This window comes from Pandoraea pneumonica (assembly GCF_902459645.1).
GTDB lineage: Bacteria > Pseudomonadota > Gammaproteobacteria > Burkholderiales > Burkholderiaceae > Pandoraea > Pandoraea pneumonica.
The window spans coordinates 215,826-241,832 of record NZ_CABPSK010000004.1 but is presented as its reverse complement, the minus strand read 5'-3'; the positions used below and the strand labels follow the sequence as shown (position 1 = coordinate 241,832).

Annotated in this window: 22 protein-coding genes and 1 tRNA gene; 17 read left to right on the top strand and 6 right to left on the bottom strand. The window is 61.7% G+C overall.

Annotated elements, in window-relative coordinates:
* Positions 1–112: 112 nt before the first annotated feature.
* From PPN31114_RS20325 to PPN31114_RS20315, 3 genes are all read left to right on the top strand, one after another.
* The gene (locus tag PPN31114_RS20325) at positions 113–1,519 is read left to right on the top strand and encodes an NAD(P)/FAD-dependent oxidoreductase (protein ID WP_150681733.1); all 1,407 of its coding nucleotides are present in this window, start codon (positions 113–115) and stop codon (positions 1,517–1,519) included.
* A 253-nt stretch (positions 1,520–1,772) separates the two neighbouring features.
* The gene (locus PPN31114_RS20320) at positions 1,773–2,648 is read left to right on the top strand and encodes a dienelactone hydrolase family protein (protein ID WP_150681340.1); all 876 of its coding nucleotides are present in this window, start codon (positions 1,773–1,775) and stop codon (positions 2,646–2,648) included.
* A gap of 213 nt (positions 2,649–2,861) precedes the next feature.
* On the top strand, positions 2,862–3,683 hold the full coding sequence (locus tag PPN31114_RS20315; RefSeq protein WP_246182665.1) for a ZIP family metal transporter: 822 nt from the start codon (positions 2,862–2,864) through the stop codon (positions 3,681–3,683).
* Between the two features lie 122 nt (positions 3,684–3,805).
* Here PPN31114_RS20315 and PPN31114_RS20310 read toward each other — a convergent pair whose 3' ends face one another.
* The 3 genes from PPN31114_RS20310 to PPN31114_RS20300 form a co-directional block, all read right to left on the bottom strand.
* Positions 3,806–4,690 carry a sulfurtransferase gene (locus tag PPN31114_RS20310; RefSeq protein WP_150681338.1) on the bottom strand — a complete coding sequence of 295 codons (885 nt, stop codon included), beginning with the start codon at positions 4,688–4,690 and terminating at the stop codon, positions 3,806–3,808.
* A gap of 55 nt (positions 4,691–4,745) precedes the next feature.
* On the bottom strand, positions 4,746–5,600 hold the full coding sequence (locus PPN31114_RS20305) for a DMT family transporter (RefSeq protein ID WP_150681337.1): 855 nt from the start codon (positions 5,598–5,600) through the stop codon (positions 4,746–4,748).
* 231 nt (positions 5,601–5,831) lie between these two features.
* Positions 5,832–6,947 carry an aromatic ring-hydroxylating oxygenase subunit alpha gene (locus tag PPN31114_RS20300; RefSeq protein WP_150681336.1) on the bottom strand — a complete coding sequence of 372 codons (1,116 nt, stop codon included), beginning with the start codon at positions 6,945–6,947 and terminating at the stop codon, positions 5,832–5,834.
* A 229-nt stretch (positions 6,948–7,176) separates the two neighbouring features.
* Between PPN31114_RS20300 and PPN31114_RS20295 the strand changes: the two genes are divergently transcribed.
* From PPN31114_RS20295 to folE2, 4 genes are all read left to right on the top strand, one after another.
* Positions 7,177–7,443, top strand: a complete 267-nt coding sequence (locus tag PPN31114_RS20295) for an exodeoxyribonuclease VII small subunit (RefSeq protein WP_150681335.1) — start codon at positions 7,177–7,179, stop codon at positions 7,441–7,443.
* Between the two features lie 88 nt (positions 7,444–7,531).
* On the top strand, positions 7,532–8,428 hold the full coding sequence (locus PPN31114_RS20290) for a polyprenyl synthetase family protein (RefSeq protein ID WP_150681334.1): 897 nt from the start codon (positions 7,532–7,534) through the stop codon (positions 8,426–8,428).
* Positions 8,429–8,610: 182 nt separating this feature from the next.
* Positions 8,611–10,536 (top strand): 1-deoxy-D-xylulose-5-phosphate synthase, encoded by a 1,926-nt coding sequence (gene dxs / locus PPN31114_RS20285; protein WP_150681333.1) that lies wholly within the window; start codon positions 8,611–8,613, stop codon positions 10,534–10,536.
* Positions 10,537–10,736: 200 nt separating this feature from the next.
* Complete coding sequence (gene folE2, locus PPN31114_RS20280) at positions 10,737–11,540, top strand: GTP cyclohydrolase FolE2 (RefSeq protein ID WP_150681332.1); 804 nt, start codon at positions 10,737–10,739, stop codon at positions 11,538–11,540.
* 67 nt (positions 11,541–11,607) lie between these two features.
* On the opposite strand, the gene tsaD is transcribed toward folE2, so the two are convergent.
* Positions 11,608–12,639: a tRNA (adenosine(37)-N6)-threonylcarbamoyltransferase complex transferase subunit TsaD gene (tsaD, locus tag PPN31114_RS20275; RefSeq protein WP_150681331.1), complete on the bottom strand. Its 1,032-nt coding sequence runs from the start codon at positions 12,637–12,639 to the stop codon at positions 11,608–11,610.
* A 237-nt stretch (positions 12,640–12,876) separates the two neighbouring features.
* Here tsaD and PPN31114_RS20270 point away from each other — a divergent pair, with 237 nt between their 5' ends.
* From PPN31114_RS20270 to dnaG, 6 genes are all read left to right on the top strand, one after another.
* The gene (locus tag PPN31114_RS20270; protein ID WP_150681330.1) at positions 12,877–13,785 is read left to right on the top strand and encodes a LysR family transcriptional regulator; all 909 of its coding nucleotides are present in this window, start codon (positions 12,877–12,879) and stop codon (positions 13,783–13,785) included.
* A gap of 247 nt (positions 13,786–14,032) precedes the next feature.
* Entirely contained in the window at positions 14,033–15,133 is a 1,101-nt protein-coding gene (locus tag PPN31114_RS20265) for a M14 family metallopeptidase (RefSeq protein WP_150681329.1), read from the top strand.
* A gap of 100 nt (positions 15,134–15,233) precedes the next feature.
* Complete coding sequence (locus tag PPN31114_RS20260; protein WP_150681328.1) at positions 15,234–16,514, top strand: MFS transporter; 1,281 nt, start codon at positions 15,234–15,236, stop codon at positions 16,512–16,514.
* Between the two features lie 223 nt (positions 16,515–16,737).
* Entirely contained in the window at positions 16,738–17,988 is a 1,251-nt protein-coding gene (locus PPN31114_RS20255) for a BaiN/RdsA family NAD(P)/FAD-dependent oxidoreductase (protein ID WP_150681327.1), read from the top strand.
* 296 nt (positions 17,989–18,284) lie between these two features.
* Positions 18,285–18,731 carry a GatB/YqeY domain-containing protein gene (locus tag PPN31114_RS20250; RefSeq protein ID WP_150681326.1) on the top strand — a complete coding sequence of 149 codons (447 nt, stop codon included), beginning with the start codon at positions 18,285–18,287 and terminating at the stop codon, positions 18,729–18,731.
* Between the two features lie 69 nt (positions 18,732–18,800).
* Positions 18,801–20,684 (top strand): DNA primase, encoded by a 1,884-nt coding sequence (gene dnaG / locus PPN31114_RS20245; protein ID WP_150681325.1) that lies wholly within the window; start codon positions 18,801–18,803, stop codon positions 20,682–20,684.
* A gap of 14 nt (positions 20,685–20,698) precedes the next feature.
* On the opposite strand, the gene PPN31114_RS26670 is transcribed toward dnaG, so the two are convergent.
* Entirely contained in the window at positions 20,699–21,199 is a 501-nt protein-coding gene (locus PPN31114_RS26670; RefSeq protein WP_217426982.1) for a hypothetical protein, read from the bottom strand.
* Positions 21,200–21,278: 79 nt separating this feature from the next.
* Here PPN31114_RS26670 and rpoD point away from each other — a divergent pair, with 79 nt between their 5' ends.
* Positions 21,279–23,378, top strand: a complete 2,100-nt coding sequence (gene rpoD / locus PPN31114_RS20235; protein WP_150681732.1) for an RNA polymerase sigma factor RpoD — start codon at positions 21,279–21,281, stop codon at positions 23,376–23,378.
* 28 nt (positions 23,379–23,406) lie between these two features.
* Positions 23,407–23,482, top strand: a tRNA-Ile gene (locus PPN31114_RS20230).
* Positions 23,483–23,532: 50 nt separating this feature from the next.
* Here PPN31114_RS20230 and PPN31114_RS20225 read toward each other — a convergent pair.
* Positions 23,533–24,441, bottom strand: a complete 909-nt coding sequence (locus tag PPN31114_RS20225; RefSeq protein ID WP_150681323.1) for a DMT family transporter — start codon at positions 24,439–24,441, stop codon at positions 23,533–23,535.
* 76 nt (positions 24,442–24,517) lie between these two features.
* Here PPN31114_RS20225 and PPN31114_RS20220 point away from each other — a divergent pair, with 76 nt between their 5' ends.
* Together PPN31114_RS20220 and PPN31114_RS20215 are read left to right on the top strand one after the other, a co-directional pair.
* Complete coding sequence (locus PPN31114_RS20220; RefSeq protein WP_150681322.1) at positions 24,518–25,309, top strand: AraC family transcriptional regulator; 792 nt, start codon at positions 24,518–24,520, stop codon at positions 25,307–25,309.
* Between the two features lie 14 nt (positions 25,310–25,323).
* Positions 25,324–25,998, top strand: a complete 675-nt coding sequence (locus PPN31114_RS20215) for a Crp/Fnr family transcriptional regulator (RefSeq protein ID WP_150681321.1) — start codon at positions 25,324–25,326, stop codon at positions 25,996–25,998.
* The last annotated feature ends 9 nt before the right edge of the window (positions 25,999–26,007 follow it).

Here is a 26,007-nt window from a genome sequence, read left to right as displayed (position 1 = left end):
AGGGATTGAGGCATACCCTATGACCGCACTCTGCGGTAAGGTGATCGCTATTGCCGGGCGGCGAAATGCCGACCGGCCGGTTGGTTTTCAAGCGCGGGGAGTTATCGTGAGTGTGCATCGTATCGTGGTGGTCGGCGGTGGCGCCGGTGGTCTGGAACTGGTTACCCGCTTGGGTGACAAGTACGGGCGTGGCAAGGACGTTCAGATTACGTTGGTCGATCGTTCCATGTCGCACATCTGGAAACCGCTGCTGCACGAAGTCGCTGCGGGCGTGATGGACACGGCGACGCATCAGCTCTCTTACGTTGCGCAGGCCAACTGGCATCACTTCGAATTTGCCGCTGGCGAGATGATCGGTCTCGACCGCGCGGCCAAGACGATCACGCTCGCCGCGCTGCCTGCGGCGGCCGATGAAGGCGAGGGTGATCTGCTGCCCGAACGCACGTTGCCGTACGACACGCTCGTGCTCGCGATCGGCAGCACGACCAACTTCTTCGGTGTGAAAGGCGCGCAGGAAAACACCATTGCTCTCGACACCGTCGAACAGGCAGAGCGCTTCCGCCGCCGGTTGATGGCCGCATGCGTGCGCGCACAGAACGCAGCACAGACCCCGCCGGTGGCACCGAGCGCAGATGCCGCGCCGCCCGCTGGCGCGACCTCGCCCGACGCGACGCCTGCAACGGGGGGTGCCTCAAGTGTCACGATCAGTGCCGAAGATCGCCGCAAGGTCAATTTGGTGATCGTCGGTGCGGGTGCGACGGGCGTGGAGCTCTCGGCGGAACTGCGCAATACGGCAGAAGTGCTGCGCTCGTACGGCCTGAAGCTCGACCCGCGCAAGGACGTGCGCATCACCATCATCGAATCGAGTCCGCGCATTCTCAAGGCGCTGCCGGAACGGGTGTCGAGTGCAGTGGCCGGTTTGCTCGGCAAACTCGACGTCGATATTCTGTGCGGCGATTCGGTAGCGGAAGTGCGGCCGAACGAGGTGACCACGACGGGCGGCAAGGTGTTGCCGGCAGATATCACCGTGTGGTCGGCGGGTATCACGGCCCCCGCTGTGCTGGGCACGCTGGGGCTGGCCGTCAACCGGCTGAACCAGATCGAAGTGCAACCGACGCTGCAAAGCGTGACCGATCCGGACATCTTCGCGTTCGGCGATTGCGCCAGTTGTGCGTGGCCCGACCACGGCTTCGTGCCCCCGCGCGCGCAGGCGGCCCACCAGCAGGCAAGCTTTCTGGTGAAGGCGATCGAGGCACGGTTGAAAGGGCAGAGCTTGCCGACGTTCACTTACCGCGACTTCGGTTCACTCGTCTCGTTGGGTAAGTTCAGCGCGGTGGGCAACCTGATGGGCGGTCTGATCGGCGGCAGCATGTTCATCGAAGGGTTGTTCGCGCGGGTGATGTACACGTCGCTCTATCGCATGCACGTGGCGGCGCTGCACGGCGTGTGGCGCATGATGCTCGACACCGTGGCGAATCGCCTGCGCCGCTCGACGGTGCCGCGCGTCAAACTCCATTGATTCCAGTGTCGGCGGTGCGGGCGGCCTGTCTTTCGCGAGACTTTGCTGCGCCCGCTGCCGCCCCATGGCTTGCCGCGTTTGCCAGTTTTCGGACGCTTCCGAGAGCTGGTGAGCGTCCCGCCTAGTGCAAGTGACGCACGCTTTCTAGTAATATCCAAACGTCCTATCGCGGCCGGAATCAATGGCGCGTTGCGACCTTCCTGTTGTCTTCCCGTCGTTTTTTCTCACCCACCGCTTTCTCCTGGAGTGCGACATGTCGCAAGCAGATCTGGATAGTCTCGTGCCCGAAGTGGCGCCGCGTAACCGGCGCGATTTTCTGAAGACGGCCGTCGGATCGGCATTCGCACTGGCGGTCCTGCCGGTGGCGGCCGAAACGATCACCACCGACACGCAGGGGCTCGATGTGGGCGAGGTGATGCTCGACGTGCCCGGTATCAAGATGCCGGTGTATTACGCCAAGCCGGCGGGCAAGACACATCTGCCGACGATCATCGTGGTCTCGGAGATTTTCGGCGTGCACCAACATATCGCTGATATCTGCCGCCGTTTCGCCAAGCTGGGCTATCTGGCGCTGGCACCGGAATTGTTCGCCCGCGCGGGGGATCCGCAATCGCTGGGCACCATCGCCGAAATTCAGTCGCAGATCGTCGCCAAGACGCCCGATCAACAAGTGCTGACCGACATCGATGCCACGGTGAAGTGGGCGATGGCCAATGGCGGCGACGAGAAACGGCTGGGGATTACGGGCTTCTGCTGGGGCGGGCGCATCACGTGGTTGTACGACGCTTACAACCCGAACGTGAAGGCAGCCGTTGCCTGGTACGGGCGTATCGTGGGCGACACGAACGCCAGCTTCCCGCGTAATCCGATCGACATTGCCGGTCAGCTCCATGCGCCGTTGCTCGGTATGTATGGCGGCAAGGACACCGGCATTCCGGTGGCCAGCGTCGAGCAGGCGCGCGCGGCGCTCGCCAAGGGCAACGCGGCGTCGAAGGCATCGGAACTGGTGGTGTTCCCGAACTCGGGGCACGCGTTCTTTGCCGACTATCGGGCCAGCTATGTGGAAGCCGACGCCAAGGCGGGATGGGCGAAGGCGCTGGAGTGGTTCCGCAATCACGGCGTGGCTTGACCGGTCAACCGGTTCGGAAGACCTGGCAGACCTGGCAGGCCTGAACGGCGCACCGGAATTCACGGCATCGCCAGGGTAAGCCGTCGTGGCTCATCTCGACGACGGTTTGCCTGACAGCGGAAAAGCTGGTTAAATCGCCGCCTTGCCTGCGGGAGAATCACCATCGACGCCATTCTTGTTTTCATTGTTATTGCCACGCTCGCTTCGGGCGCGTTGAGTCTGGCCGGTGCGGCCTCGCTCTCGCTGGGGCTGTTGTCGCGGCTTATCGACAAGATGGTCAGCTTCTCGGCGGGCGTGCTACTCGGCACGGCGTTGCTGCATCTGCTGCCGGAGAGTCTTGAGTCGCACGTCGATGCCCATGTCATCACGCGCTGGCTGCTTGGCGGGCTGCTCGGTTTCTTCTTGCTGGAAAAGTTGGCGTTGCTGCGCCATAGCCATCATCACGAAGGTGACGGGCATCATCACGAGCACGGGCACGATGCCCATGAGGCCGGTAAAGGCGGCTGGATGATCCTCGTGGGCAGTGCGATTCATAACTTCGCCGACGGCGTGGTGATTGCTGCCGCGTTCCTGACGGACCCGCGGCTGGGGGTGGCGGCAACGGTGTCGATCACGGTGCATGAGGTGGCGCACAAGCTCGGCGACTTCATGGTACTGCTCAATGCCGGGTTTAACCGTCGCAAGGCGCTGGTGCTTACGCTGGCATCGAGCCTGACGGCGTTGGCTGGCGGCGTGCTCGGCTATTTCATGCTCGACCGGCTGCAAAGCCTGATCCCGTATTTGCTGGCGTTGGCGGCGAGCAGCTTTATCTACATCGCCGTGTCGGATTTGATGCCGCAAATGCAGCGCCGTACTTCGCCGCGCGATGCACTGCCGCAGATTCTGTTGATCGCCGTGGGACTCGCACTGGTGGTCTGGCTCAATGGCCACGATCACGAACATGGTCACGGGCATGACCACGACAACGGCGGTAACGCGCTGGCGTTGGTGGGCGGGCACGATGCCGGGAAGTCGGCGGGGCAGTCGCGGGATTGAGCCGCTAGGCGCTTCGCCGATACGTCGGGCAGAGGTGGAAGTTGCCAATGAAAAAGAGCATCCCTCGGGATGCTCTTTTCGTTTTGTGGTGCTGACGTTGATTCGATGCTCGTCGCGGCAACTTAAGGCTGCGAGCCTGTCGACACGGGGCGGCGTTTGTCGGCGCACCATTCGCTCCACGAGCCCGGGTAGAGGCTGGCGCCGTGCAGACCGGCGACTTCCATTGCGAGCAGGTTGTGGCAAGCCGTGACGCCCGAGCCACACTGCGAAATCACGCGCTCCGGCTGACGATCTTTGCCGATGACCTGAATGAATTCCTCGCGGAGTGTCGCGGCAGGCTTGAAGCGTCCATCTGGTCCAAGGTTGTCCTTGAAGAAGCGGTTCGCTGCGCCGGGAATGTGGCCACCGATCGGGTCGATGGTTTCGTTCTCGCCGCGATATCGGTCCGGCGCGCGAGCATCGATCACTAGCCGCTCATGCGAACTGAGATTGCGCTCGATGGCGGCGGCGTCTGCCGTGGTGGCCAGCGGTTCGCCCGGCGTGAAGTCGCCCTCGGGCGGGGCTTCCGGCGGCGCGGCGTCGAGCTTGAAGCCCGCGCTTTGCCAAGCCTGCAAGCCGCCATCGAGTACCGCGACCGACTCGTGACCGAGCCAGCGCAGCAGCCACCATAGGCGAGCGGCGTACATGCCGCCCTGTGCATCGTAGGCCACGACCTGTTGCCCTTTCGACAGACCACACGAAGCCAGATGGCGCACGAGGGCGTCGCGCTCGGGCAACGGGTGGCGTCCGTTCTTGCCGGTGGGCTTGCCGGACAGATCGCGTTCGAGATGTGCGTAGAACGCGCCAAAGATGTGGCCTTCGACGTAGGCCGCTTCACCGGCCGCCGGGTTGGCGAGATCGAAGCGGCAATCGAAGATGATGACCGGGGCACCGCCACCGGCGGCCGTTTGCATCAGCGCATCGAGATTTTGCGGGCTGATAAGCGTAGTGAAATGCGTGTGAACCATGACAACTCCGCAGACGGGCGTGGGGGGAGAGGGCGGGCGAGGCCGCGGCGACCACTCAGGCGGTGGTCGCAGGTCGGCGAAGTGCGGTCATGCCGCTCGCCACAATAAGCAGCATGCCGATCCAGCCGGCGAGCGCGGGCCAATCGTCCCAGACAAGCATGCTGATCAGTGTAGCGAAGATTACGCCGGAATATTGCAGATTCGCCGTGACCAGCGTATTGCCCAGGCTGAATGCCCGTGTGAGCGCCGTTTGGGCGATGAGCGCGGCGATGCCGATGCCGAGCATCAGACCCGCGCCACGCCAGGTCATCGCATGCATGCCGTCGATGGCAACCCAGCCCAACCCGAGCAGCACACCGCCCGCAGAGAAATAGAAGACGATGCGCCAGTCCGGCTCACCGGCGGCACCCAGTTCCTTCACCTGCATATAGGCAATGGCCGAGAACACACCGGAAATCACGCCAGCCAACCCGGCAACCCATGCCTGACTGTCGATGGTCGGTTGCAGGAGCAGTGCCACGCCGACAAATCCCGCGAAGATGGCGGCAACGAGCCGGAAATCGGTGCGAAAACTGCCGCGCATGGCCGCCGTCGCCATGACGAGTAGCGAAATCCAGATCGGCGACATGTAGTTAAGCGTCATCGCCGTCGAGAGCGGCAACTGCGTGAGCGAATAGAACCACAGCCCGAGCGAGATGACGCCTGCCGTGCTGCGTTTGACGTGGGAGCCGAGATGGCGCGTGCGAATCGTCTGGCCGCGCATGCGGGCGATCACCAGCAGCACGATGACGCCGATTAGACTTCGGTAGAGGACGATTTCGCCGGTGTTGTATTCGTTCGCCGCCAGCTTGATGCAGAGCCCCATCAACGTGAACATGAAGGCGGAGACCAACATCCAGAGCGATTGCATGGCGAATTGTGGCCGACAGGCGGCGATGAGGAGCTATCGAGCGCGCATCTGAGCCGAACGGGTGGCGGATGATGCCTTCGTCGCTCGGTAACTATCGAAAGCATGGCGACGATTCTAACGAAAACGGCGGGCACATGGCCCGCCGCTTTCGCTTTTTTCGGCAAATATTTAATTCAGTCTCTCAGGCGGGACATCGTTGTCTCATGTGGTGAGACTCCAACGGGGAGTGGCCTAAAAGTCACCCATTTGACGGCGCAGAAACTCGTGGAAGTGTTGCATGCCATCTTCCATCGGGCTTTGATACGGGCCGACCTCGGACACGCCGCGCTCGTACAGCGCTCGACGCCCGGCATCCATGCGCTCGGCGATCTCGTCGTCTTCGCGGGCGGTTTCCATGTACGCGGCCCGTTCCGCCTCGATGAATTCGCGCTCGAAGAGGGCGATTTCCTCGGGGTAATAGAACTCGACGATGTTCGTCGTTTTCTGCGGACCACGCGGAATGAGCCACGACACGACCAACACGTGCGGATACCACTCGATCATCAGATGCGGGTAGTACACCATCCAGATCGCGCCGAAGTCGGGCGGGACGCCTTCGCGATAGCGCAACAGCACGTCGTGCCACTGCCGGTAGATCGGGCTGCCCGGCTTGGCGAGGCCTTCATGTACGCCAACCGTCTGGACGCTATACCAGTCGCCGAATTCCCAGCTCAGGTCTTCGCACGAGACGAAGCTGCCGAGGCCCGGGTGGAACGGCACGACGTGATAGTCCTCGAGGTACACCTCGATGAACGTCTTCCAGTTGTAGTTACATTCGTGCACTTCGACGTGATCGAACATGAAGTTCGAGAAGTCGAGATGGTGCTTCACGCCCAGTCGGGCGAGATCGGCCTGCACATCACGGCCTTCTGCCTCGAACAGCAAACCGTTCCAGCGTTGCAGCGGGAACTTGCCGAGATTCAGGCAGGGCTTTTCCGGGAAATGCGGCGCGCCGAGCAGTTCGCCCTTCGTGTCGTAAGTCCAGCGGTGAAGCGGGCACACGATGTTGCGCGCGTTGCCACGGCCATTGAGCATGACCGCCTGGCGGTGGCGGCAGACGTTGGAGAGCAGTTCGATACCGCCGTGCTCGCCCGCACCGTTGCGGACCAGCATGCGGCCTTCCTGCTCAGCCGGAAGGGCAAAATAATCACCCGCTTCCGGGACCATCAATTCATGGCCCACGTAGCGTGGGCCATGTTGGAAAAGGACTTCACGCTCGCGGGCCAAGAGGGCCTCGTCGAAGTACGTGTAGACCGGCAATTGGCTCGAGGCCGGTTTCAATTGCAATGCGCTGCTTAGATTGGACATTCCCACTCCCGTCGAGCTTGGAAAGCAGTGAACAACCCAACCATCGAAAAATCGATTTAGGGGAACCGACGATTATACCCGGTATGCGCTTCAAGGGGCTGCTAAGTCCATGATTTGCGTTAAATAATGTCCGAAAAATGTCGTCTCAAGCCCTTTTCAGGCAATTCGCGCTCTGCGAGTTGGGACGCTTTTGCCGTAAAATGGAACATTCGACCCGAATTTTGCGTTTATGGCCAAGACTGCAAAGTCGCAAGACGCGGCACCCGACGTGCCGCAAGACCTGCCCGAGACCTATGAAGCCGCCCTCGCCGAGCTCGAACAGCTCGTCGCTCGGATGGAAGGCGGAGAGTTGGGTCTGGAGGAATCGCTGGGGGCATACCGGCGCGGTGCAGCGCTGGTGAAATACTGCCAGGGTTTGCTCGAAAAGGTGGAGCAGCAGGTCAAGGTGCTCGAGGGCGAAACTTTGAAGCCGCTCGACGCGACCCGCGACGAATAAACGGCATGTGAATAAAAAGGCGCGGAAATCGCGCCGCATGGCGACCCATAACACGCACGGCCGCTGAGGCACGTGCAGGACGAAGACGATGGCGGATCAGAATATCAAGGCCTGGATGCAGGCGGTGCAGGCTCGTGTGGAACAGGCGCTCGACGCCGCGCTGCCCAAGGCAGCCGATGGCGGCTCGGCACGACTCAACGATGCAATGCGTTACGCCGTTCTGGGCGGCGGCAAGCGGGTGCGCCCGCTGCTGTGTTTTGCGGCTGGCGAAGTGACGCAGGCCAGCGAAGCGGCACTCGACCGGGCGGCCAGCGCTGTGGAGATGATCCACGCCTACTCGCTCGTACACGACGATTTGCCGTGCATGGACGATGACGATCTGCGTCGCGGCAAGCCCACGGTACACGTGCAATATGACGAAGCGACCGGCCTGCTCGCAGGCGACGGTCTGCAAACCCAGGCGTTCGCGCTGCTGGGCGAAGCCACGTCGGATCTGAGTGCGGCCCAATCGCTCGCCTTGGTGCGCGAACTGGCGGTTGCCTCGGGTGCGCTGGGCATGGCTGGCGGTCAAGCCATCGATCTGGAGAGCGTCGGTATCAAGCTCACGCAAGCGCAACTGGAAAACATGCATCGTCTGAAGACCGGTGCGCTGTTGCGTGCTTCGCTGCGCATGGGCGCCATTTGCGGCCGCGCGTTGTCGGACGACGAAAGCGCCGCGCTCGATGCTTACGCGGCGGCGGTTGGCCTGGCCTTCCAGGTGGTCGACGATATTCTCGACGCAACCGCCGATTCGGCGACGCTCGGCAAGACGGCCGGCAAAGACGCCGCCAACGACAAGCCGACGTATGTGTCGCTGATGGGATTGGACGGCGCGCGCGGCTACGCGGAAAAATTGCGCGCCGATGCCCACGCGGCGAGCGAATCGCTGGGTAATGCCGAGCGCCTTCGTGCGCTGGCCGATTACGTGGTCGATCGCATCAACTGATAGAAGTTAAGAGATGTAGAGGCGGTTTTCGGCTGAGGGTTACGGGACCCGAAACCGCCTGCGGTAGTGACAAGCAAGGGCAAGGAGGGCTGGCGCGATCTCCCCACAGAACGCACCGGCAGGACATCGGCGACAGCGCTCTGGGGGTGCTGCCCGACAATACGCCTATCTATGGAACGACGATGTACGAACTGCTAAATACCATCGATGACCCGGCCGCATTGCGGCGTCTGGAGCGTCGCCAACTGGCACCGTTGGCCGAAGAGCTGCGCGCTTTTGTGCTCGAGAGCGTGTCGCGCACGGGCGGGCACCTGTCGTCCAACCTCGGCACGGTCGAGTTGACGATTGCGTTGCACTACGTGTTCAACACGCCGGAAGATCGTATCGTCTGGGACGTGGGCCATCAGAGCTACCCGCACAAGATCCTGACCGGACGCCGCGAAGCCATGGGCACGTTGCGTCAACTGGGCGGTATCTCGGGTTTCCCGAAGCGCGACGAATCGCCTTACGACACGTTCGGCACGGCGCATTCGAGCACGTCGATTTCGGCGGCGCTAGGCATGGCGCTGGGTGCGCGTACCAAGGGCGAGCATCGTTTCGGCATTGCTGTGATCGGCGATGGCGCGATGACCGCCGGTATGGCGTTTGAAGCGATGAACAACGCCGGTGTGCACGAAGACGTGCCGCTGCTGGTCATCCTCAACGACAACGACATGTCGATTTCGCCGCCGGTCGGCGCGCTCAACCGCTATCTGGCCCGCCTGATGTCGGGCAGGTTCTATGCGGCAGCGAAGAAGGGTGTGGAGAAGGTGCTGAGTGTGGCGCCGCCCGTGCTGGAGCTTGCGCGCAAGTTCGAAGAGCATGCCAAGGGCATGGTCGTGCCGGCGACGATGTTCGAAGAGTTCGGCTTCAACTACATCGGCCCGATCGACGGTCACGACCTCGATTCGCTGATCCCGACGCTCGAGAACATCAAGAATCTCAAGGGGCCGCAGTTCCTGCACGTGGTCACGCGTAAGGGCTACGGCTACAAGCTGGCGGAAGCCGATCCGGTGCTGTATCACGGCCCGGGCAAGTTCAATCCTGCCGAAGGCATCAAGCCGAGCACGAGCAGCAAGAAGACGTACACGCAAGTGTTCGGCGACTGGCTGTGCGACATGGCCGCAGCTGACCCGCGCGTCGTCGGTATCACGCCGGCCATGCGCGAAGGCTCGGGCATGGTCGAATTCGAAAAGCGCTTCCCGGAGCGTTATTACGACGTCGGCATTGCCGAGCAACACGCGGTGACGTTCGCCGGCGGTATGGCGACCGAAGGTCTCAAGCCGGTGGTGGCGATCTACTCGACGTTCCTGCAACGCGGCTACGATCAGTTGATTCACGACGTGGCGTTGCAAAACCTGCCGGTCGTCTTTGCGCTGGACCGCTCGGGTCTGGTGGGCGCCGATGGCGCGACGCACGCAGGTGCGTACGACATCGCCTATCTGCGCTGTATTCCGAACATGGTGGTCATGGCGCCGTCCGACGAGAACGAATGCCGCCAGATGCTTTATACCGGCGTGCAGTTCGACGGCCCGTCGGCAGTCCGCTACCCGCGCGGTGCGGGCACGGGCGCTGCGATCGAGCAGACGATGACGGCCCTGCCGATTGGCAAGGGTGTGGTGCGTCGCGAATCGCAGGCCGAAGCTGGTCGTCGTGTCGCGATTCTCGCGTTCGGCAGCATGGTCGCACCGGCGCTTGCCGCCGCAGAACAACTGGACGCGACGGTTGCCGACATGCGCTTCGTCAAGCCGATCGACGACGAGTTGATCGCGCGTCTGGCGCAAACGCACGACTATCTCGTGACCGTGGAAGAGGGCAGCATCATGGGCGGTGCGGGTTCGGCCGTCGCGGAATCCCTGCTTGCCGGTGGGGTTACTCGCCCCGTACTACAATTGGGCCTGCCCGATCGCTTCATCGATCATGGCGACCCCGCACTGCTGCTGGCTTCGGTCGGCCTCGATGCAACGGGTATCGCGAAGTCGATCGTCGAGCGATTCGACCTCAAGTCGCAAGCTGCGGCTGAGGCATCGAAGACATCGGACAAGGTGACGACAAAGCTCGTCGCCTGATCGGTCGGTCGTCGTAGTTCCTAAACGATCCGGCTTTCGCGCCGGATCGTTTTGTTTTGAGAAGCGCTTCCCACATCCCGTGCCGGGGCTCTCCGGCACGTTCCCGATGACTCTCGCCAGAGGCTCGCGAGCCCGGCATCGGAATGCGTTTGCCCATTGCCTCCCCCCAAGTCGGCTTGCCGGCACAGAAGGAAGAATTGATGAACCAGATGAACCCCGCTTTCGTAATGCCGGACGTGCAGAGCAGCGTCGACACGCGGCAGATCCCGATCCAGCGCGTTGGCGTGCGCGGCGTGCGTCACCCGCTCTCGGTGCGTCTTGCTGGTGGTGACGTGCAGGCGAGCGTCGGCCTGTTCAATCTCGATGTGCATCTGCCTGCCGATCAGAAGGGCACGCATATGTCGCGTTTCGTGGCGCTGCTCGAAGAAAATCGCGCACCGCTCGATCTCGCCGCGTTCCGCACGATGCTCGACAACATGCTCGTCAAGCTCGAAGCCGAAGCTGGCCGTATCGAAGTGACCTTCCCGTACTTCATCAACAAGACGGCCCCGGTGTCGGGTGTGCAGAGTTTGATGGACTATGAAGTGACGCTCACGGGCGACGTGCGCAACGGCGTGTCGCGCGTGTGGCTCAAGGTGTTGGTGCCGGTGACCAGCCTGTGCCCGTGCTCGAAGAAAATCTCGCAATACGGTGCGCACAACCAGCGCTCGCATATCACGATCGATGCGGAGATCGATGGCGACATCGCCGTGGAAGAACTCGTGCGTATGGCGGAAGAAGAGGCATCGTGCGAACTGTGGGGGCTGCTCAAGCGTCCGGACGAGAAGTTCGTGACCGAGCGTGCTTACGAAAATCCGAAGTTCGTGGAAGATCTGGTGCGTGATGTGGCGACGCGTTTGAACAACGAGCCGCGCGTTGTGGCCTACGTGCTTCAGGCCGAGAATTTCGAATCGATTCACAATCACAGCGCCTACGCCGTGATTGAGCGAGACAAGCGCGCTTAAGCGCTGTGCTCTGCTGATATAAAAAACCGCTCTTCGGAGCGGTTTTTTATTGGGCGTTCGATTCGGCTCAGACGTTACGCACTATATCGGCCAGATCCCAGCGGGGGCGCACGGTGTACGCGTATTCGCTATCGGCTTCGTCCGGCCAGTGTTTGAGGCGCATGGCACCGGCAAATGCGATCATCGCGCCGTTATCGGTGCAGAACGCAAGATCGGGATAGTGCACGCGATAGCCGCGTCGCTTGGCCGCTTCGTTGAGCCCCTCGCGCAGTTGCTTGTTGGCACCGACGCCGCCAGCGACGACAAGGGTCTTCATGCCGGTCTGCTTGAGTGCTGCCATCGACTTGGCGACGAGCACATCGACAATGGCGTCGACAAACCCGCGCGCGAGATCGGCTTTCGCCTGCTCGCAGACATTTCCGCCCAAGTTGCGCACTTGCGTGAGCACGGCGGTCTTCAGGCCGCTGAAGCTGAAGTCGAGATTGCCGGAGTGTTTCATCGGACGCGGCAAATCATAGCGACCCGGCGTGCCGAATTCAGCCAACCGCGACACCGCAGGCCCGCCCGGATAACCCAGGCCAAGCAACTTGGCCGTCTTGTCGAAGGCCTCACCGGCAGCATCGTCGAGCGTTTCGCCGAGCATGGCGTACTGCCCGAACGCGCGCACTTCCATCAGTTGCGTATGGCCGCCAGAGACGAGCAACGCAACGAACGGAAAGCCGGGTGCATCGGGTGCCAGCAACGGGGAGAGCAAATGGCCCTCCAGATGGTGAACACCCACCACCGGCCGGTCCAGCGCGAAGGCCAGAGCGTTCGCCACGCTTGCGCCGACGAGCAGGGCACCGGCTAGACCGGGGCCTTGCGTGTAGGCGATGGCATCGACCGCGCTGAGCGGTTTGCCAGCTTGCGCGAGCACTTCTTCGGCCAGCGGCAGAGCGCGCCGAATATGGTCGCGCGACGCGAGTTCCGGCACCACGCCGCCGTATTCGCGATGCATGGCGATCTGCGAATGCAAGGCGTGCGACAACAGACCTGCCTCGGTGTCGTAGAGGGCGAGTCCGGTTTCGTCGCAGGAGCTTTCAATGCCTAGAACCAGCATGGCGTGGGGAGAGGCGCGGGGGCGTCTATCAAAAAGAGGAACCGTGAAGTATACCAGTCGTCCCGCCCGCCCGTTCGGTATCCCAGACGCTAGTCCAGACGGTACCCCAGTCGACATCCCGGGCGATATTCCGAGCGACATCCCAGGCGACATCCCGGGCGGCGTGATGCGGCGAACGGCTGATTCCGCATCTCGCGATATCATTTCCTGATCACCGATTCCGCGCGAGAGCCCCGCATGAACCTTCAGCATCTGCATGCCTTCACGATCGTCGCGCAACAGCAAAGTATCCGTAGCGCGGCGCGCGTACTCGGGCTTTCCCAGCCCGCAGTCACGCGCATCATGCGCGAGCTCGAGCGCAACGTCGACACCCATCTGCTGCATCGCGGGAGCAAGGGCATTGAGTTGACGCCCTACGGCCACGCGTTGCTTAAGCGCGCTCACCTGATTCTCGAAGAAGCGCGCAAAGCGCAGGATGAACTCGACCAGATGCGTGACGGCGCGGGCGGCAGCCTGAACATCGCCATCTCGTCGACCTCGGCGCTCTCGCTGTTTCCGCTCGCCTTGCAGAAGTTTCGCGAGCGCATGCCGCGTGTCGAACTGACCATCAGCGAATCGTCGCCGCCGCACACGCAGGACCAACTCGAAGCCGGGCGTCTCGACTTCGCGGTGCTGACCGAGTTGGAAGGGGTAGTCACCGACGGTTTCGATCGCACCATCCTCATGCCGATGCAACTCGTCGTGGCGGGGCGCAAGCGTCATCCGTTGCGCAACGCGAAGTCGATCGCCGAATTGCGCGACAGTCTCTGGCTCGTGCCGGGTGTCGGAGATACCGCAACCGACTACCTGAGCCGCGTATTCCACGACCACCGCGTGAGCCCGCCGCAGGATGTGATCTCATGCCGCTCGATCGTGACGGCGCTGAGCATCATGGAGAATTCCGACGCGCTCGGCATTTTCTCGCGTGTCGTACTTGACCGCCGCCAGCGCATTGCGAGCTTGTGCATGTTCCACCTAGCCGAGCCACTGCCGATGGCCTCGTTGTCGCTCGTGACGCGCCCTCAATCGCAACCCACACCCGCCGCCCGCTGCTTGATGACCTGTCTGGCTGAGGCGGCGGCGAGCGTGGCGTCGATCGACGACTGACCTGATCCGTCCCGCTCGGACCCAATAACACGTGTTTCGGAATCAAAATTCGGCCGCACATAGCGATAACAAATCCTGATATCAGGAATAAATTTCTTATCTTTTAGGTATAGGGTCGCGGCGATAAGATCGCCTGAACTCGTCAGCGCGCAGATCACCTCCGCGTCATTCCGAACGCAAGCGCGACCGAGTCACGACAACCGAAACGTGTGCTGGCAAGACCAGTGTGCGACCGAGGAGGATGGAGATGACGGCTTCACAACGTATCGACAGCTATTTTTCGTCGACGTATGCGCAGGCGCGCGAGCGCTTTCTGGCGGCTGCACGGCAGCACACCGACCGCATCGACTCGTATGCCGTCGACGCGACCGGTGCGCAGGGCGAGGTCCTGTCGACCGACGTGGCGATGATCGCGCCGCCGAATGCCACGCGGCTTCTGATTCTGACGTCCGCCACGCACGGCGCCGAGGGCCACTGTGGCTCGGGATGCCAACTGGCATTGCTCGACGACGCACCGATGCTCGCGCGCGCGGCCGAGTCTGGCGTTGCCCTGTTGTTCGTGCACGCGGTGAACCCGTACGGCTTCTCGTGGAGCAGCCGGACCAATGAAGACAATATCGACCTGAACCGCAACGCGCAGGCCTTCGGTGACCAGCCGTTGCCGGTCAACGCCGACTACGCCGATGTGCACGACTGGCTCGTGCCCGCGCAGTGGCCGCCCACGTCACAGAACGAGCAGGCGATCGCGGCGTACATCGAGCGAAATGGCCTGCAACGTTTTCGCAATGCCGTGTCAGGCGGGCAATACACCCATGCCGACGGCCTGTTTTACGGCGGCCGGGCGCAAAGCCGTTCTCTCGAGACGCTCTCGCACGTGCTGCGCACGCAGGCGGCGAGCTACGCCGATATCGGCTGGATTGATTACCACACGGGGCTCGGGCCGGAAGGCCACGGCGAGAAGATTTTCGCTGGCAAACGTCATGCGGAGGAGGTCGAGCGCGCCCGGCAATGGTGGGGCGCGGACATCGCGGTGCCGTTCGCTGGCACTTCGGCGTCGGTAGACGTCACCGGCCAACTGGCCTCGACGATTTACACGTGCTGCCCCAACTCGCGCCCGACGTTGATGGCGATGGAGTACGGCACGCAGCCGTTCGAGGCCGTGGTCGGCGCGTTGCGCGGCGAAGCGTGGCTGCGGGCGCACCCCGACGCACCGGCCGACGTCGCAGCCGCGCTGCGCCAGCGGGTGCGCGACGCGTTCTATTGCGACCACACGGCGTGGAAGGGCATGGTGCTCGGCCAGAGCCGGGTGGCGGTGCTTCAGGCGTTGTGCGGCTTGTCGGCGGCCTGAGTCATTGGCCCCAGCGCCTCGCGATAGCGGCGGCGCATTTTGCCGCATCTCGCCGCATCTCCATCGATTTAGCAGGTCTTTCGTCGTCTAAGGAATCGCCATGAACAATGCGTCGCTTGCACTGTCGGCCGAAGCGAAACCGGCCCAGCCAGCGTGGCGGGCCATTGCCGCTGCCACCATCGGCAATGCGCTCGAATGGTTCGACCTCGTCGTCTACGGCTTCTTTGCCGTCACGATCTCCAGACTGTTTTTTCCCGCCGGTGACGGCACCGTGTCGCTGCTGCTCACGCTTGGCACGTTCGGCGTGTCGTTCTTCATGCGCCCGCTCGGCGCGATCGTGCTCGGGGTGTACGCCGACAAGGCTGGGCGCAAGGCCGCGCTGACACTGTCGATCACGCTGATGATGATCGGCACGCTGCTCATCGCTGTGATGCCGACGTACGCGTCGATCGGCGTGCTTGCCCCGGTGGGTTTGGTATTCGCCCGCATGATTCAGGGCTTTTCGGCGGGTGGCGAATTCGGCAGTTCGACGGCGTTTCTGGCCGAGCAGAACCCGGCTCGCCGTGGGTTTTTCGCGAGCTGGCAGGCATCGAGTCAGGGGATGACGACGCTGCTGGCGTCGGTTTTCGGGGCGGTGCTCACGAGCCAGTTGAGCGATGCGCAGATGCAGAGCTGGGGTTGGCGCATCCCGTTCCTGTTCGGTCTGATGATCGGCCCGGTGGCGTATTACATCCGCACGCACATGGATGAAACGCCTGAGTTCCAGGCCGTCGAGACGACGCAATCGCCGCTGGCCGATACGTTCGCGAATCAGAAAGAGCGGCTGTTGCTCGCCATTGGCGTGGTCATTCTCGCGACGGTGTCGGCGTATCTGATCCTGTTTATGCCGACGTATGCTGTGAAGCAGCTTGGCGTGTCCGCGTCGACGGTCTTTACGGCCATCATCGCCACCGGCGTCATTCAGACCGTGGGCGCACCGATCGTTGGCCACCTGTCGGACAAGCACGGGCGCACGGGGTTGATGCTCGGCGCTGCGGTGCTGTTTCTGCTGCTGTCATGGCCAGCGTTCTATCTGCTCGACATGCACTCGACGTTCGGCGTGATGATCGCCGTGCAGGTGGGCATCGGCATCGTTACGGTGATCTATTACGGCGGCATGCCGGCGCTGCTCAGTGAACTGTTCCCGACGCAGATCCGCACGACGGGCATGTCCATTGCCTACAACCTGGCGGTGACGATTTTCGGCGGCTTCGCGCCGTTCATCATCACGTGGCTGATTCAAGTCAGCGGCAGCAAGCTTGCGCCGAGCTTCTATCTGATGGGCGCAGCGGTGTTGAGCATGGCGGCATTGCTGCGCATTCGGGCGTTGAAGCTGCGGTAAAACGCGCGGCATTCGGCATTCATTACTTAAGATAAAAAAGCCCTCGGCGTCACCGTCGAGGGCTTTTCTGCTTTCGGGGTGCGTGCGATTTAGGCGTTGAGTTCTCCGGCGCTTCATGTATCATTCGCCCCTCTTTGTGATGTCCGTCCGTTGCTTCTTGTAAGCGATTGATAAATATCAATAATTCGCCTGAACCTGTTCGGGTTCTCGACCAATACGCGCCATGGAAAAGTTCGACGTAGCGATTGTGGGTGCCGGTGCGGCTGGCCTGATGTGTGCGGCCGCCGCTGGGCAACTCGGGCTGCGCGTCGTGCTCATCGATCATGCGACGCGTCTGGCGGAGAAGATCCGAATTTCGGGCGGCGGACGCTGCAATTTCACGAATATCAATGCCGGTCCGGCGAACTATCTGTCGGAAAACCCGCGTTTTTGCCGGTCTGCACTGGCTCGCTATACGCCGCGCGACTTTCTCGATCTGCTCAAGCGCCACCGTATTGCGTGGCATGAAAAGCACCGCGGACAGCTCTTTTGCGACGAAAGCGCAGAAGACATCATCGGAATGCTACGCAAGGAGTGTGCTGCCGGGCATGTGCACTGGCGCATGCCTTGCGAAGTGCATACCGTTGCGTATACCGAGGCGGGCGGCGCGCATCCGTATCATTTGACGACAGATGCGGGGCATATCGCGGCAAAACGGTTGGTGATCGCGACGGGGGGGCTCTCGATCCCGAAGATTGGCGCGACCGACTGGGGCTATCGCATCGCAAAGCAGTTCGGTTTGGAGATCGTCGAGCCGCGTCCGGCGCTGGTGCCGCTCGTGTTCGACGCGTCGACATGGGCGCCTTTCGCTGGTTTGTCCGGTCTTTCGCTGGAAGTGGACGTTAGTACGGGGAAGGGCAAAGAAGCGGGCAGTTTCGTCGAAGATCTGCTCTTTACGCACCGAGGGCTGTCTGGTCCAGCGATTCTGCAAATTTCCAGTTTCTGGACCCCGGGGCAGCCCATTGCGCTGAATTTGGCCCCCGCGACGGACATCGAAGCCGCGCTGTTCGAGGCGAAAGCCACGTCGAAGCGTCAGCTTGGCAACTTGCTCGCGCAATGGGTGCCGGCACGGTTGGCCGAGGCATGGGTCGCCAACAGCGGTCTGTCGCCACAGGCGCGGGTTCAGGAGCTATCGGATAAGGCGCTGCGCTCGCTGGCGCAGGCGTTTTCGGGCTGGACGCTCAAGCCGTGCGGCTCTGAGGGCTGGCGAAAGGCGGAAGTCACGCGCGGGGGCGTCGATACGCGCGCGCTGTCGTCGGCGACGCTCGAGGCGCGCCAGCAGCCCGGCTTGCACTTCATTGGGGAAGTCGTCGACGTCACGGGCTGGCTCGGCGGTTACAACTTCCAGTGGGCGTGGGCATCCGCGGTCGCCTGCGCACAGGCGATGTCCGAGAGTGTACGCGCTGCGTCCCCGGGAGGCGACGCTCTGTCGTAGACGGCGGCTAGATCGCCGTGATACGCTCTCTCCTTCGTGGAGACGGCGCTTTTTGGCAGGTCAATCGTTCGCCGAAACCCGTTCCGATGCCGCCGATGTGCGGCATCTGCGTCTCTGTCGAGCCCGCTTGTGAATTGTTCTCCAAGCGGGTTTTTGTGTTTTTGCCACGGCTTGTGGCCTGCGCCGGTGTCTCGGCAGCGGCTGCAAGCGGTGTGCGTCAAGCCTTGCCGGCCGTCCTTTTCTTTGGGGCGGCATGCACTACACTGAAACGTATTCGAATTCCGGAACCCCTGCTCATGAGTCTGAAAGATCGCATTACCGAAGACATGAAGACGGCCATGCGTGCCAAGGCCGCCGACAAACTGGGGACCATCCGCTTGCTGCTCGCCGCGATCAAACAGAAGGAAGTCGACGAGCGCATCACGCTCGACGACACGGCGGTAGTGGCCGTGACCGACAAACTCATCAAGCAGCGCAAAGATTCCATCAGCCAGTTCCAGGCTGCCGGCCGAACCGATCTGGCCGACAAGGAGGCCGCCGAAGTCGAAGTGCTTCAGGTCTATATGCCGCAGCAACTCTCGGCAGACGAAGTGGCGCAGGCCGTGAAGGCCGCCGTGGCGCAGACCGGCGCGGCCGGTCCGCAGGACATGGGCAAGGTCATGGGTGTGCTCAAAGGCCAATTGGCCGGGCGCGCCGATATGACGGCCGTGTCGGCGCAGGTTAAGGCGGCGCTGGCTGCGTAATCCGACTATGCGGTTGGGCACCGTCGCTTGGGCGATGGCGCCGGACCGCGTTGCGATGGCATCTATCCAGTGATTCCCCAGTCGTTCTTGCAGGACTTGCTCAACCGCGTCGATATTGTCGAGGTGGTGGGTCGTTACGTGCAGTTGAAGAAGGGCGGGGCGAACTTCATGGGACTTTGTCCCTTTCATAACGAGAAGTCGCCCTCATTTACAGTGAGTCCGACCAAGCAGTTCTATCACTGCTTCGGCTGCGGCGCGCACGGCAGCGCGATTAGCTTCCTGATGGAGCATGCCGGTCTCGGGTTTGTCGAGGCGGTCGAGGAGTTGGCGCGTAACGTCGGCTTGGATGTGCCGCGCGAGACGCCGCTGCCGGGGGCACCCGCAGCCGCACAGCAGCGCGCCCAGACGCTGGGTTTGGTGGATGTCATGACGCGGGCGTGCGACTACTACCGCAAGCAATTGCGTGGCGCGCGTACTGCGATCGACTATTTGAAGGGACGTGGCCTGACGGGTGAAATTGCCGCCCATTTCGGTCTGGGCTATGCCCCGGACGGGTGGCAGAACCTGGAGGCGGCGTTTCAGGACTATCGCGACGATCAGTTGCTCGATGCCGGGCTGGTCATCGAGAGCGATAAGGGCGAGCCGGGCACCGCGAAGCGTCGTTACGACCGTTTCCGCGACCGGATCATGTTCCCGATCCGAAACACGAAGGGGCAGGTGATTGCCTTCGGCGGACGCGTGTTGGACAAGGGCGAGCCGAAATACCTGAATTCGCCGGAGACGCCGCTCTTCAATAAGGGCAGCGAGCTTTACGGGCTGTTCGAAGCGCGCGCAGGCATTCGCGATGCCGGTTACGCGCTCGTGGTCGAAGGCTACATGGATGTGGTGGCGCTGGCGCAGTTGGGCTTTCCCCAGGCGGTGGCGACACTCGGTACGGCTTGCACGCCGATGCATGTGCAAAAGCTGTTGCGCCAGACCGAGACGGTGGTGTTCAGCTTCGACGGCGATGCCGCAGGCCGACGCGCGGCGCGACGTGCGCTGGAAGCGTGTTTGCCGCATGCCGACGACAACCGCAGCTTCAAGTTCTTGTTTCTGCCGACCGAGCACGATCCGGACAGTTACGTGCGTGAGTACGGCACCGATGCGTTTGCGGGTGAAGTCTCGCGCGCCATGCCGCTGTCGCAGTTCCTGATCGGTGAGGTGACGTCGGGTAAGGATATGCAGCAGCCGGAAGGCCGTGCGCGAGCGCTGTTCGAGGCAAAGCCCTTGTTGCAACAGCTTCCTGCGAACGCGTTGCGCGGTCAGATTTTGCATGCCTTGGCGGAGCGCGTCGGCAATTCCGTCGAGGAAGTGGCTGAGTTGTGCGAGTTGCAGGTGAGTGCGGTGCGCCGCGCCAACGCATGGGATAAAGCTCCTGCCAAGCGGGAGAAGCGGCGTGTGGTGGGGACCGAGCACCGCGCTTTGCAGAATCTGCTGATGTTCCCGGCCCTCGGAAACGAATTGACCGAGGAGGAGACCAAGATATTGCGGGAAGTCACGCATCACGCGGAGATCTTCTCGGAAGTGCTTGCGCATTGCCACGAATTGGGCGAGCAAGCCGATTTTCGATTTATGCACGATCGTCTGCGAGCGTCGCCGAATTGGGCGAGTTTCGATGACATCATCCGGGAAATTCTCGCTTTCGAGGAAAATGCCCGCGACTTGATGTTGTTCGATCCGGCAGACGAGGCGCAGGTCGAGCGCCGTGAGGAACAGATTACGTTGCGTCTGACCGAGCTGCGTAGCGCGATTCGGCGCTTGCAGTACGACAGTCTTTGCGACGAGCTCGAAACGATTTTCAAACGGACGTCACTGACGCCCGATGAAATCCGCCACGCTCAGGCGGTGTCGCGGCAACGCGACGAACTGAAGCGGCTGCTGGCTCCGGTCAGCACAGGAGGCGCGCGAAGTTGAGGTAAGTCCGCGTGCTATAATAGAAAGTTTTCAGTGGGCTGTTTTCTGGCAAGCGAGATCGCTATGGCAAAGATGACAACGACCAGCGGAAAAAAGACGGTTATCCCTGCACCGAAGGCAAAGCGCGCGACAAGCGCGGCGGCGGCATCAGGTGGGAAGGGGGCGTCTCGCTCTGCGCAGGCTGGCGTTGCAGTGAAGGCCGCAAAGACATCGCAAGCCACGAAGAAAACAGCCAGCCCAGCAAGTTCGGCGAAACGTACTACGCAAGTTAAGGCAGCTGCCGGCGCAAAATCGAAGACGACCGGCAAGACGGCTGCAAAGGTGACCGATGTCACCACGCGCAAGAGTGCGACCGCCGCAAAGGTGGGGGTGGCGAAAGCTGCCAAGCCCACGGTGAAGTCCGAGCCGCCCGTCAAGGCGACGAAGGCGGCGACGAACCCGAAGGCGACGGCCGGCGAGAAACCGCAGGCCCGACAACCCGCTGAAAAAAGCGCGAAGAGCGCAACTACCGCCAAGGCAGCGACCTCGGCGGGCCGCAGTACACCTGCGACGCAGGCCCCACGCAAGACCGGGGCCTCCCGCAAACCCGAAGCTGTGGAAGTCACGGCGGCAGAAGTTGAGTTGCGCGTTCACAAGACGCGTGGCAAAGCCGCGAAGACCGCCATTTCGGATGAGCAGAACGTCGCAGCGAATACTAACGATCAACCCGTGAACGAAGATCAGACCAAAGTGGAAAAGCAGAAGGCGCGAGATCGCCGGGCAAAAGAGAAAGCACTGCTCAAGGACGCATTTTCCTCGCACCAGCCCGGTACGGCCGAGGAACTTGAGGAACGTCGCGGCAAACTGAGGACACTGATCAAGCTGGGCAAGGAACGTGGCTTCCTGACCTTTGCAGAGATCAACGACCACCTGCCCGACGACGTGGTGGAGGGCGACGCGCTGGAAGGCGTGATCGCGACGTTTAACGATATGGGCGTGGCCGTCTACGAGCAGGCGCCGGACGCCGAGACGCTGTTGCTCAACGACAATGCGCCGAACGCTGCGACGGACGACGAAGTCGAGGAGCAAGCGGAAGCGGCTCTGTCGACGGTCGACTCCGAGTTTGGCCGCACGACGGACCCGGTGCGTATGTACATGCGCGAAATGGGGACGGTCGAGCTGCTGACGCGCGAGGGCGAAATCGAGATCGCCAAGCGTATCGAAGAAGGCCTGAAGCACATGGTGCAGGCCATTTCCGCGTGCCCGACGACGATCGCCGAGATTTTGGCGATGGCCGAGAAGGTCGAGCGCGAAGAAATGCGCATTGACGAAGTGGTCGATGGCTTGATCGATCCGAATGCGGACGCCGATGCGGCAGCCGCGGCCTCTGACGACGAAGACTTCGACGCGGATGCGGAAGAAGAGGCGGAAGAAGAGGAAGAAGAAGCCGACGAGGAAGACGACAGCAGCAGCGGCGGCGGTGCTTCGGCAGCGCAGGTCGAGCAGCTCAAGCGTGACTCGCTGGCCAAGTTCGCCGCGATTGCCGATTGGTTTGGCAAGATGCGCCGTGCGTTCGAGAAGGAAGGTTATCAGTCGAAGCCGTACGTGAAGGCTGGCGAAGCCATCCAGGCCGAACTGATGACGATTCGCTTCACGGCGCGCACGGTCGAGCGTCTGTGCGACACGCTGCGTTCGCAAGTGGACGAAGTGCGTAACGTCGAGCGCGCGATTCTGTACATCGTGGTCGACAAGTGCGGCATGCCGCGCGCGGACTTCGTGGCACGCTTCCCGGGCAACGAAACGAATCTCGACTGGATTTACACCGTTGTGGCCGACAACAAGGCTTACAGCTCGGTGGTCGAGCGTAACGTGCCGGCCGTGCAGGAACTTCAGCAGAAGCTGATCGACTTGCAAGCGCGTGTCGTGCTGCCGTTGGCGGAGTTGAAGGACGTCAACCGCAAGATGTCGGAAGGCGAGCGTCGTGCACGCAAGGCCAAGCGCGAGATGACCGAAGCGAACTTGCGTCTGGTGATCTCGATCGCGAAGAAGTATACGAACCGTGGTCTGCAATTCCTGGATCTGATTCAGGAAGGCAACATTGGCCTGATGAAGGCGGTGGACAAGTTCGAATACCGTCGCGGTTACAAGTTCTCGACGTATGCGACGTGGTGGATTCGCCAGGCGATTACGCGTTCGATTGCTGACCAGGCACGTACCATCCGTATTCCGGTGCACATGATCGAAACGATCAACAAGATGAACCGGATTTCGCGTCAGATCTTGCAGGAAACCGGTGTTGAGCCGGATCCGGCGACGCTGGCCGAGAAGATGGAAATGCCGGAAGACAAGATCCGCAAGATCATGAAGATCGCGAAAGAGCCGATCTCCATGGAGACGCCGATCGGTGACGACGATGATTCGCATTTGGGCGATTTCATTGAAGATACCGGCACGGTGGCGCCTGCGGATGCGGCATTGCATGGTAGTATGCGCGACGTCGTGAAGGACGTGCTTGATTCGTTGACGCCGCGCGAGGCCAAGGTGCTGCGCATGCGCTTCGGTATCGAGATGAGCACGGACCACACGCTCGAGGAAGTGGGTAAGCAATTCGACGTGACGCGTGAGCGTATTCGTCAGATTGAAGCCAAGGCGCTGCGTAAGCTGCGTCACCCGAGCCGTTCCGACAAGCTCAAGTCGTTCCTCGAAGGCAATTGATTGCTGCTGAGCGAGCGCCGGTAGTTAAGGGCCGTTAGCTCAGCGGTTAGAGCAGGGGACTCATAATCCCTTGGTCGCTGGTTCGAACCCAGCACGGCCTACCAAAGAAGTAAAAGAAAAGCCCCTGACGTCACCGTCAGGGGCTTTTTGCTTTTCAAGCTTCCGTCGCGACCTTCGCTCTGCGTTGCATCGCTCGCGTTCCGCGCATTTGGCTTAATGCAACCCCGCAAATCGTCAGCCCGCCGCCCCACAGGTGATAGGCGTGCAGTGCTTCTCCCAAGAACGCTGCGGCGACGACCGCCGTCAAGATCGGGATAAGGTTCATGAACACGGCCACGCGATTGGCGCCCAGGCGTTGCACTGACAACATCCAGACAAACGGCGCGACGATCGATCCGGGAATCGCGGCGTACAGCACCATTGCCATGTTCGATGACGAGTACGGCATCGGCGGCGAGAGCAAGAAGGTGGGCAGCAGAAATACCAACGCACACGCCATTTGCACGTAAATCGACGTGAACGCGGGTATCGGAATCGCCCACCGCTTGAGCAAGATGCCGTACGCGGCGAATGTCGAAGCGACCAAAAGCATGAGCGCATCGCCCCGGCCAACGCCTTGCGAAAGCAAAACCGTCGCGTCCCCTTTGGTGATCACCAAAAGAATGCCAACGAAAGACAGCGCGATGCCAAACATGGCGCGACGCGAAGGCACATCACGGAAGAGCGCTGTGTTGAGCACCACGGTAAGCAGCGGCACTAACGACAGCAAAATCCCCATGTTCGTTGCCGTCGTAAAACTCGCGGCGTAGTACCCAACCCCCTGACACAGCGCCATGCCGAGCAGTCCAAGCCCGGCGAGTTTCGGAAGGTGAGTCCATATCGCGGCGCGATGCTGGACAACGCGTTTGACGACGAACGGTGTCAGCACCACAAACGCGACGAACCAACGATCGAAGGCGATCACGCCTGGCGGAATCGCCCCGGCGGCAAGCTTGTTCACGATCGCGTTGCCCGCCCAAATGCAAACGGCGAGCAAGCTTAGAAAAAGGTATTTCGGCGGCATGCCAAGGCTCCATCAGCGGAATATGGCTAGAATAGCCAGTATCTGTTTATCGATATATAGCGACTTTCAGACAACCATGAAGAGAACCGGACAAGTGCGCGCGACGGTCGATTCGGTGGAAGCACCGGCCCCGGCACCCCTGACGTTCCGATCGGCCACCTACGAGGGCGGCGCTGCCTATATGCCCCGGCGCCAGCCTTGGGGAAAGATCGGCTTCGCGTTGGCGGGTGTGATGGAAGTGAGTGTCGAGGGAAAGCGATTCTTGTCGCCGCCGCATTACGCCACGTGGATCCCCGTCAACGCGCACCACCACTGCCACAACCGCAGCAGTGTCAAATTCGTCACGATCTACATTGATCGCGCGTGGTGCGCGGACATGCCGGACACCGCGTGCACGCTAGTGCTCAGCCCACTGATTCGTGCGATCTTTTCGGACTTCCTGACACGAGAGGTCGTCACGCCGGTGACCGAGGACGACCTGCGCCTCGTGCGTGTTTTGATGGACCAGTTGAGGAAGGCGCCAAGGCGTGACAGTTACCTGCCGCTGTCGGACGATCCATTGCTGTCGCCGATCACCGACGCATTGCAGTTAAACCCGAGCGATCGGCGCTCGTTAGCCGACTGGGCCGAATCGCTTGGCACGACCGAGCGTACGGTGTCCCGTCGTTTTCAAGCGGGCCTTGGCATATCGTTTAACGAGTGGCGGCAACGTTTGAAACTTGTGGCCGCGCTGACCCAAATCGAGGAGGGCAAGTCCGTGCAGAAGATTGCCGACGATCTTGGCTATCGTTCTTCGTCCGCATTCATTGCCATGTTCCGCCGCCAGACGGGGACAAGTCCGTCGTATCTCTCTACCGATGGATCTTGAAGTGACGCATACCTATGAAAAAACTCGCGCTTCCCACGACGCAGACTTGGCATCTCGACGACGCGACCGCTAATACGTGGATACAGGCGGCCCATCTCGGCCATAAAAAGAAGTACGTCAAAGGCTCGGTCATTTATCGACAGGGAGAGCAGGGCGCCACTTTCTATTTCCTGCTTTCGGGGCGAGTTCAGGTCTCCATTTTTCAGCACGACGGAGCGGAGTTCATTCTCGAAGTGATGGGGCCGTGGTCGATGTTTGGCGAAAGCCCAGCGGTGGAAGGCGATAGCCGCATTGCCACGGCGATCACGGTGGAAGATTCTGAACTCATCGAATTCGACATTCGCGTCATCACCGATGCAATACCGAAGCACCCCGAACTGGCGGTGTCATTAATGCGCATCATTGCGCTAAAACAGCGCGTGCTCGCGTCACGTATTCAGTTTCTAGCGTTGCCGAAACCGGAAGCGCGTATCGGTGAGCTTCTCGGCCGCCTTTCCGAACTCTACGGAGAAGCGCACGATGGCCGCACGCTCATTACGATTGCGCTGACCCACGAGCAAATTGCCGCGATGACTGGCGCCACGCGTGTCACCGTCACGCGCGCTTTAAAACGGCTGACGGATTTCGGCGTGATCGAGATAAAACAACGCCGCATTTGGGTCATCGACGCCTCGCGGCTACTTGGATGATTTGGTAGC

Excerpts from the sequence above, each read along its gene's own strand:
- PPN31114_RS20300 (WP_150681336.1), bottom strand. The coding sequence starts at position 6,947 with ATGTCCAATCTAAGCAGCGCATTGCAATTGAAACCGGCCTCGAGCCAA.
- PPN31114_RS20310 (WP_150681338.1), bottom strand. The coding sequence starts at position 4,690 with ATGGTTCACACGCATTTCACTACGCTTATCAGCCCGCAAAATCTCGAT.
- tsaD (WP_150681331.1), bottom strand. The coding sequence starts at position 12,639 with ATGCTGGTTCTAGGCATTGAAAGCTCCTGCGACGAAACCGGACTCGCC.
- folE2 (WP_150681332.1), top strand. The coding sequence starts at position 10,737 with ATGAACCAGATGAACCCCGCTTTCGTAATGCCGGACGTGCAGAGCAGC.
- PPN31114_RS20290 (WP_150681334.1), top strand. The coding sequence starts at position 7,532 with ATGGCGGATCAGAATATCAAGGCCTGGATGCAGGCGGTGCAGGCTCGT.
- PPN31114_RS20265 (WP_150681329.1), top strand. The coding sequence starts at position 14,033 with ATGACGGCTTCACAACGTATCGACAGCTATTTTTCGTCGACGTATGCG.
- PPN31114_RS20255 (WP_150681327.1), top strand. The coding sequence starts at position 16,738 with ATGGAAAAGTTCGACGTAGCGATTGTGGGTGCCGGTGCGGCTGGCCTG.
- PPN31114_RS20250 (WP_150681326.1), top strand. The coding sequence starts at position 18,285 with ATGAGTCTGAAAGATCGCATTACCGAAGACATGAAGACGGCCATGCGT.
- PPN31114_RS20270 (WP_150681330.1), top strand. The coding sequence starts at position 12,877 with ATGAACCTTCAGCATCTGCATGCCTTCACGATCGTCGCGCAACAGCAA.
- PPN31114_RS20320 (WP_150681340.1), top strand. The coding sequence starts at position 1,773 with ATGTCGCAAGCAGATCTGGATAGTCTCGTGCCCGAAGTGGCGCCGCGT.
- PPN31114_RS20220 (WP_150681322.1), top strand. The coding sequence starts at position 24,518 with ATGAAGAGAACCGGACAAGTGCGCGCGACGGTCGATTCGGTGGAAGCA.
- PPN31114_RS20225 (WP_150681323.1), bottom strand. The coding sequence starts at position 24,441 with ATGCCGCCGAAATACCTTTTTCTAAGCTTGCTCGCCGTTTGCATTTGG.
- PPN31114_RS20305 (WP_150681337.1), bottom strand. The coding sequence starts at position 5,600 with ATGCAATCGCTCTGGATGTTGGTCTCCGCCTTCATGTTCACGTTGATG.
- PPN31114_RS20215 (WP_150681321.1), top strand. The coding sequence starts at position 25,324 with ATGAAAAAACTCGCGCTTCCCACGACGCAGACTTGGCATCTCGACGAC.
- PPN31114_RS20260 (WP_150681328.1), top strand. The coding sequence starts at position 15,234 with ATGAACAATGCGTCGCTTGCACTGTCGGCCGAAGCGAAACCGGCCCAG.
- PPN31114_RS20295 (WP_150681335.1), top strand. The coding sequence starts at position 7,177 with ATGGCCAAGACTGCAAAGTCGCAAGACGCGGCACCCGACGTGCCGCAA.
- dxs (WP_150681333.1), top strand. The coding sequence starts at position 8,611 with ATGTACGAACTGCTAAATACCATCGATGACCCGGCCGCATTGCGGCGT.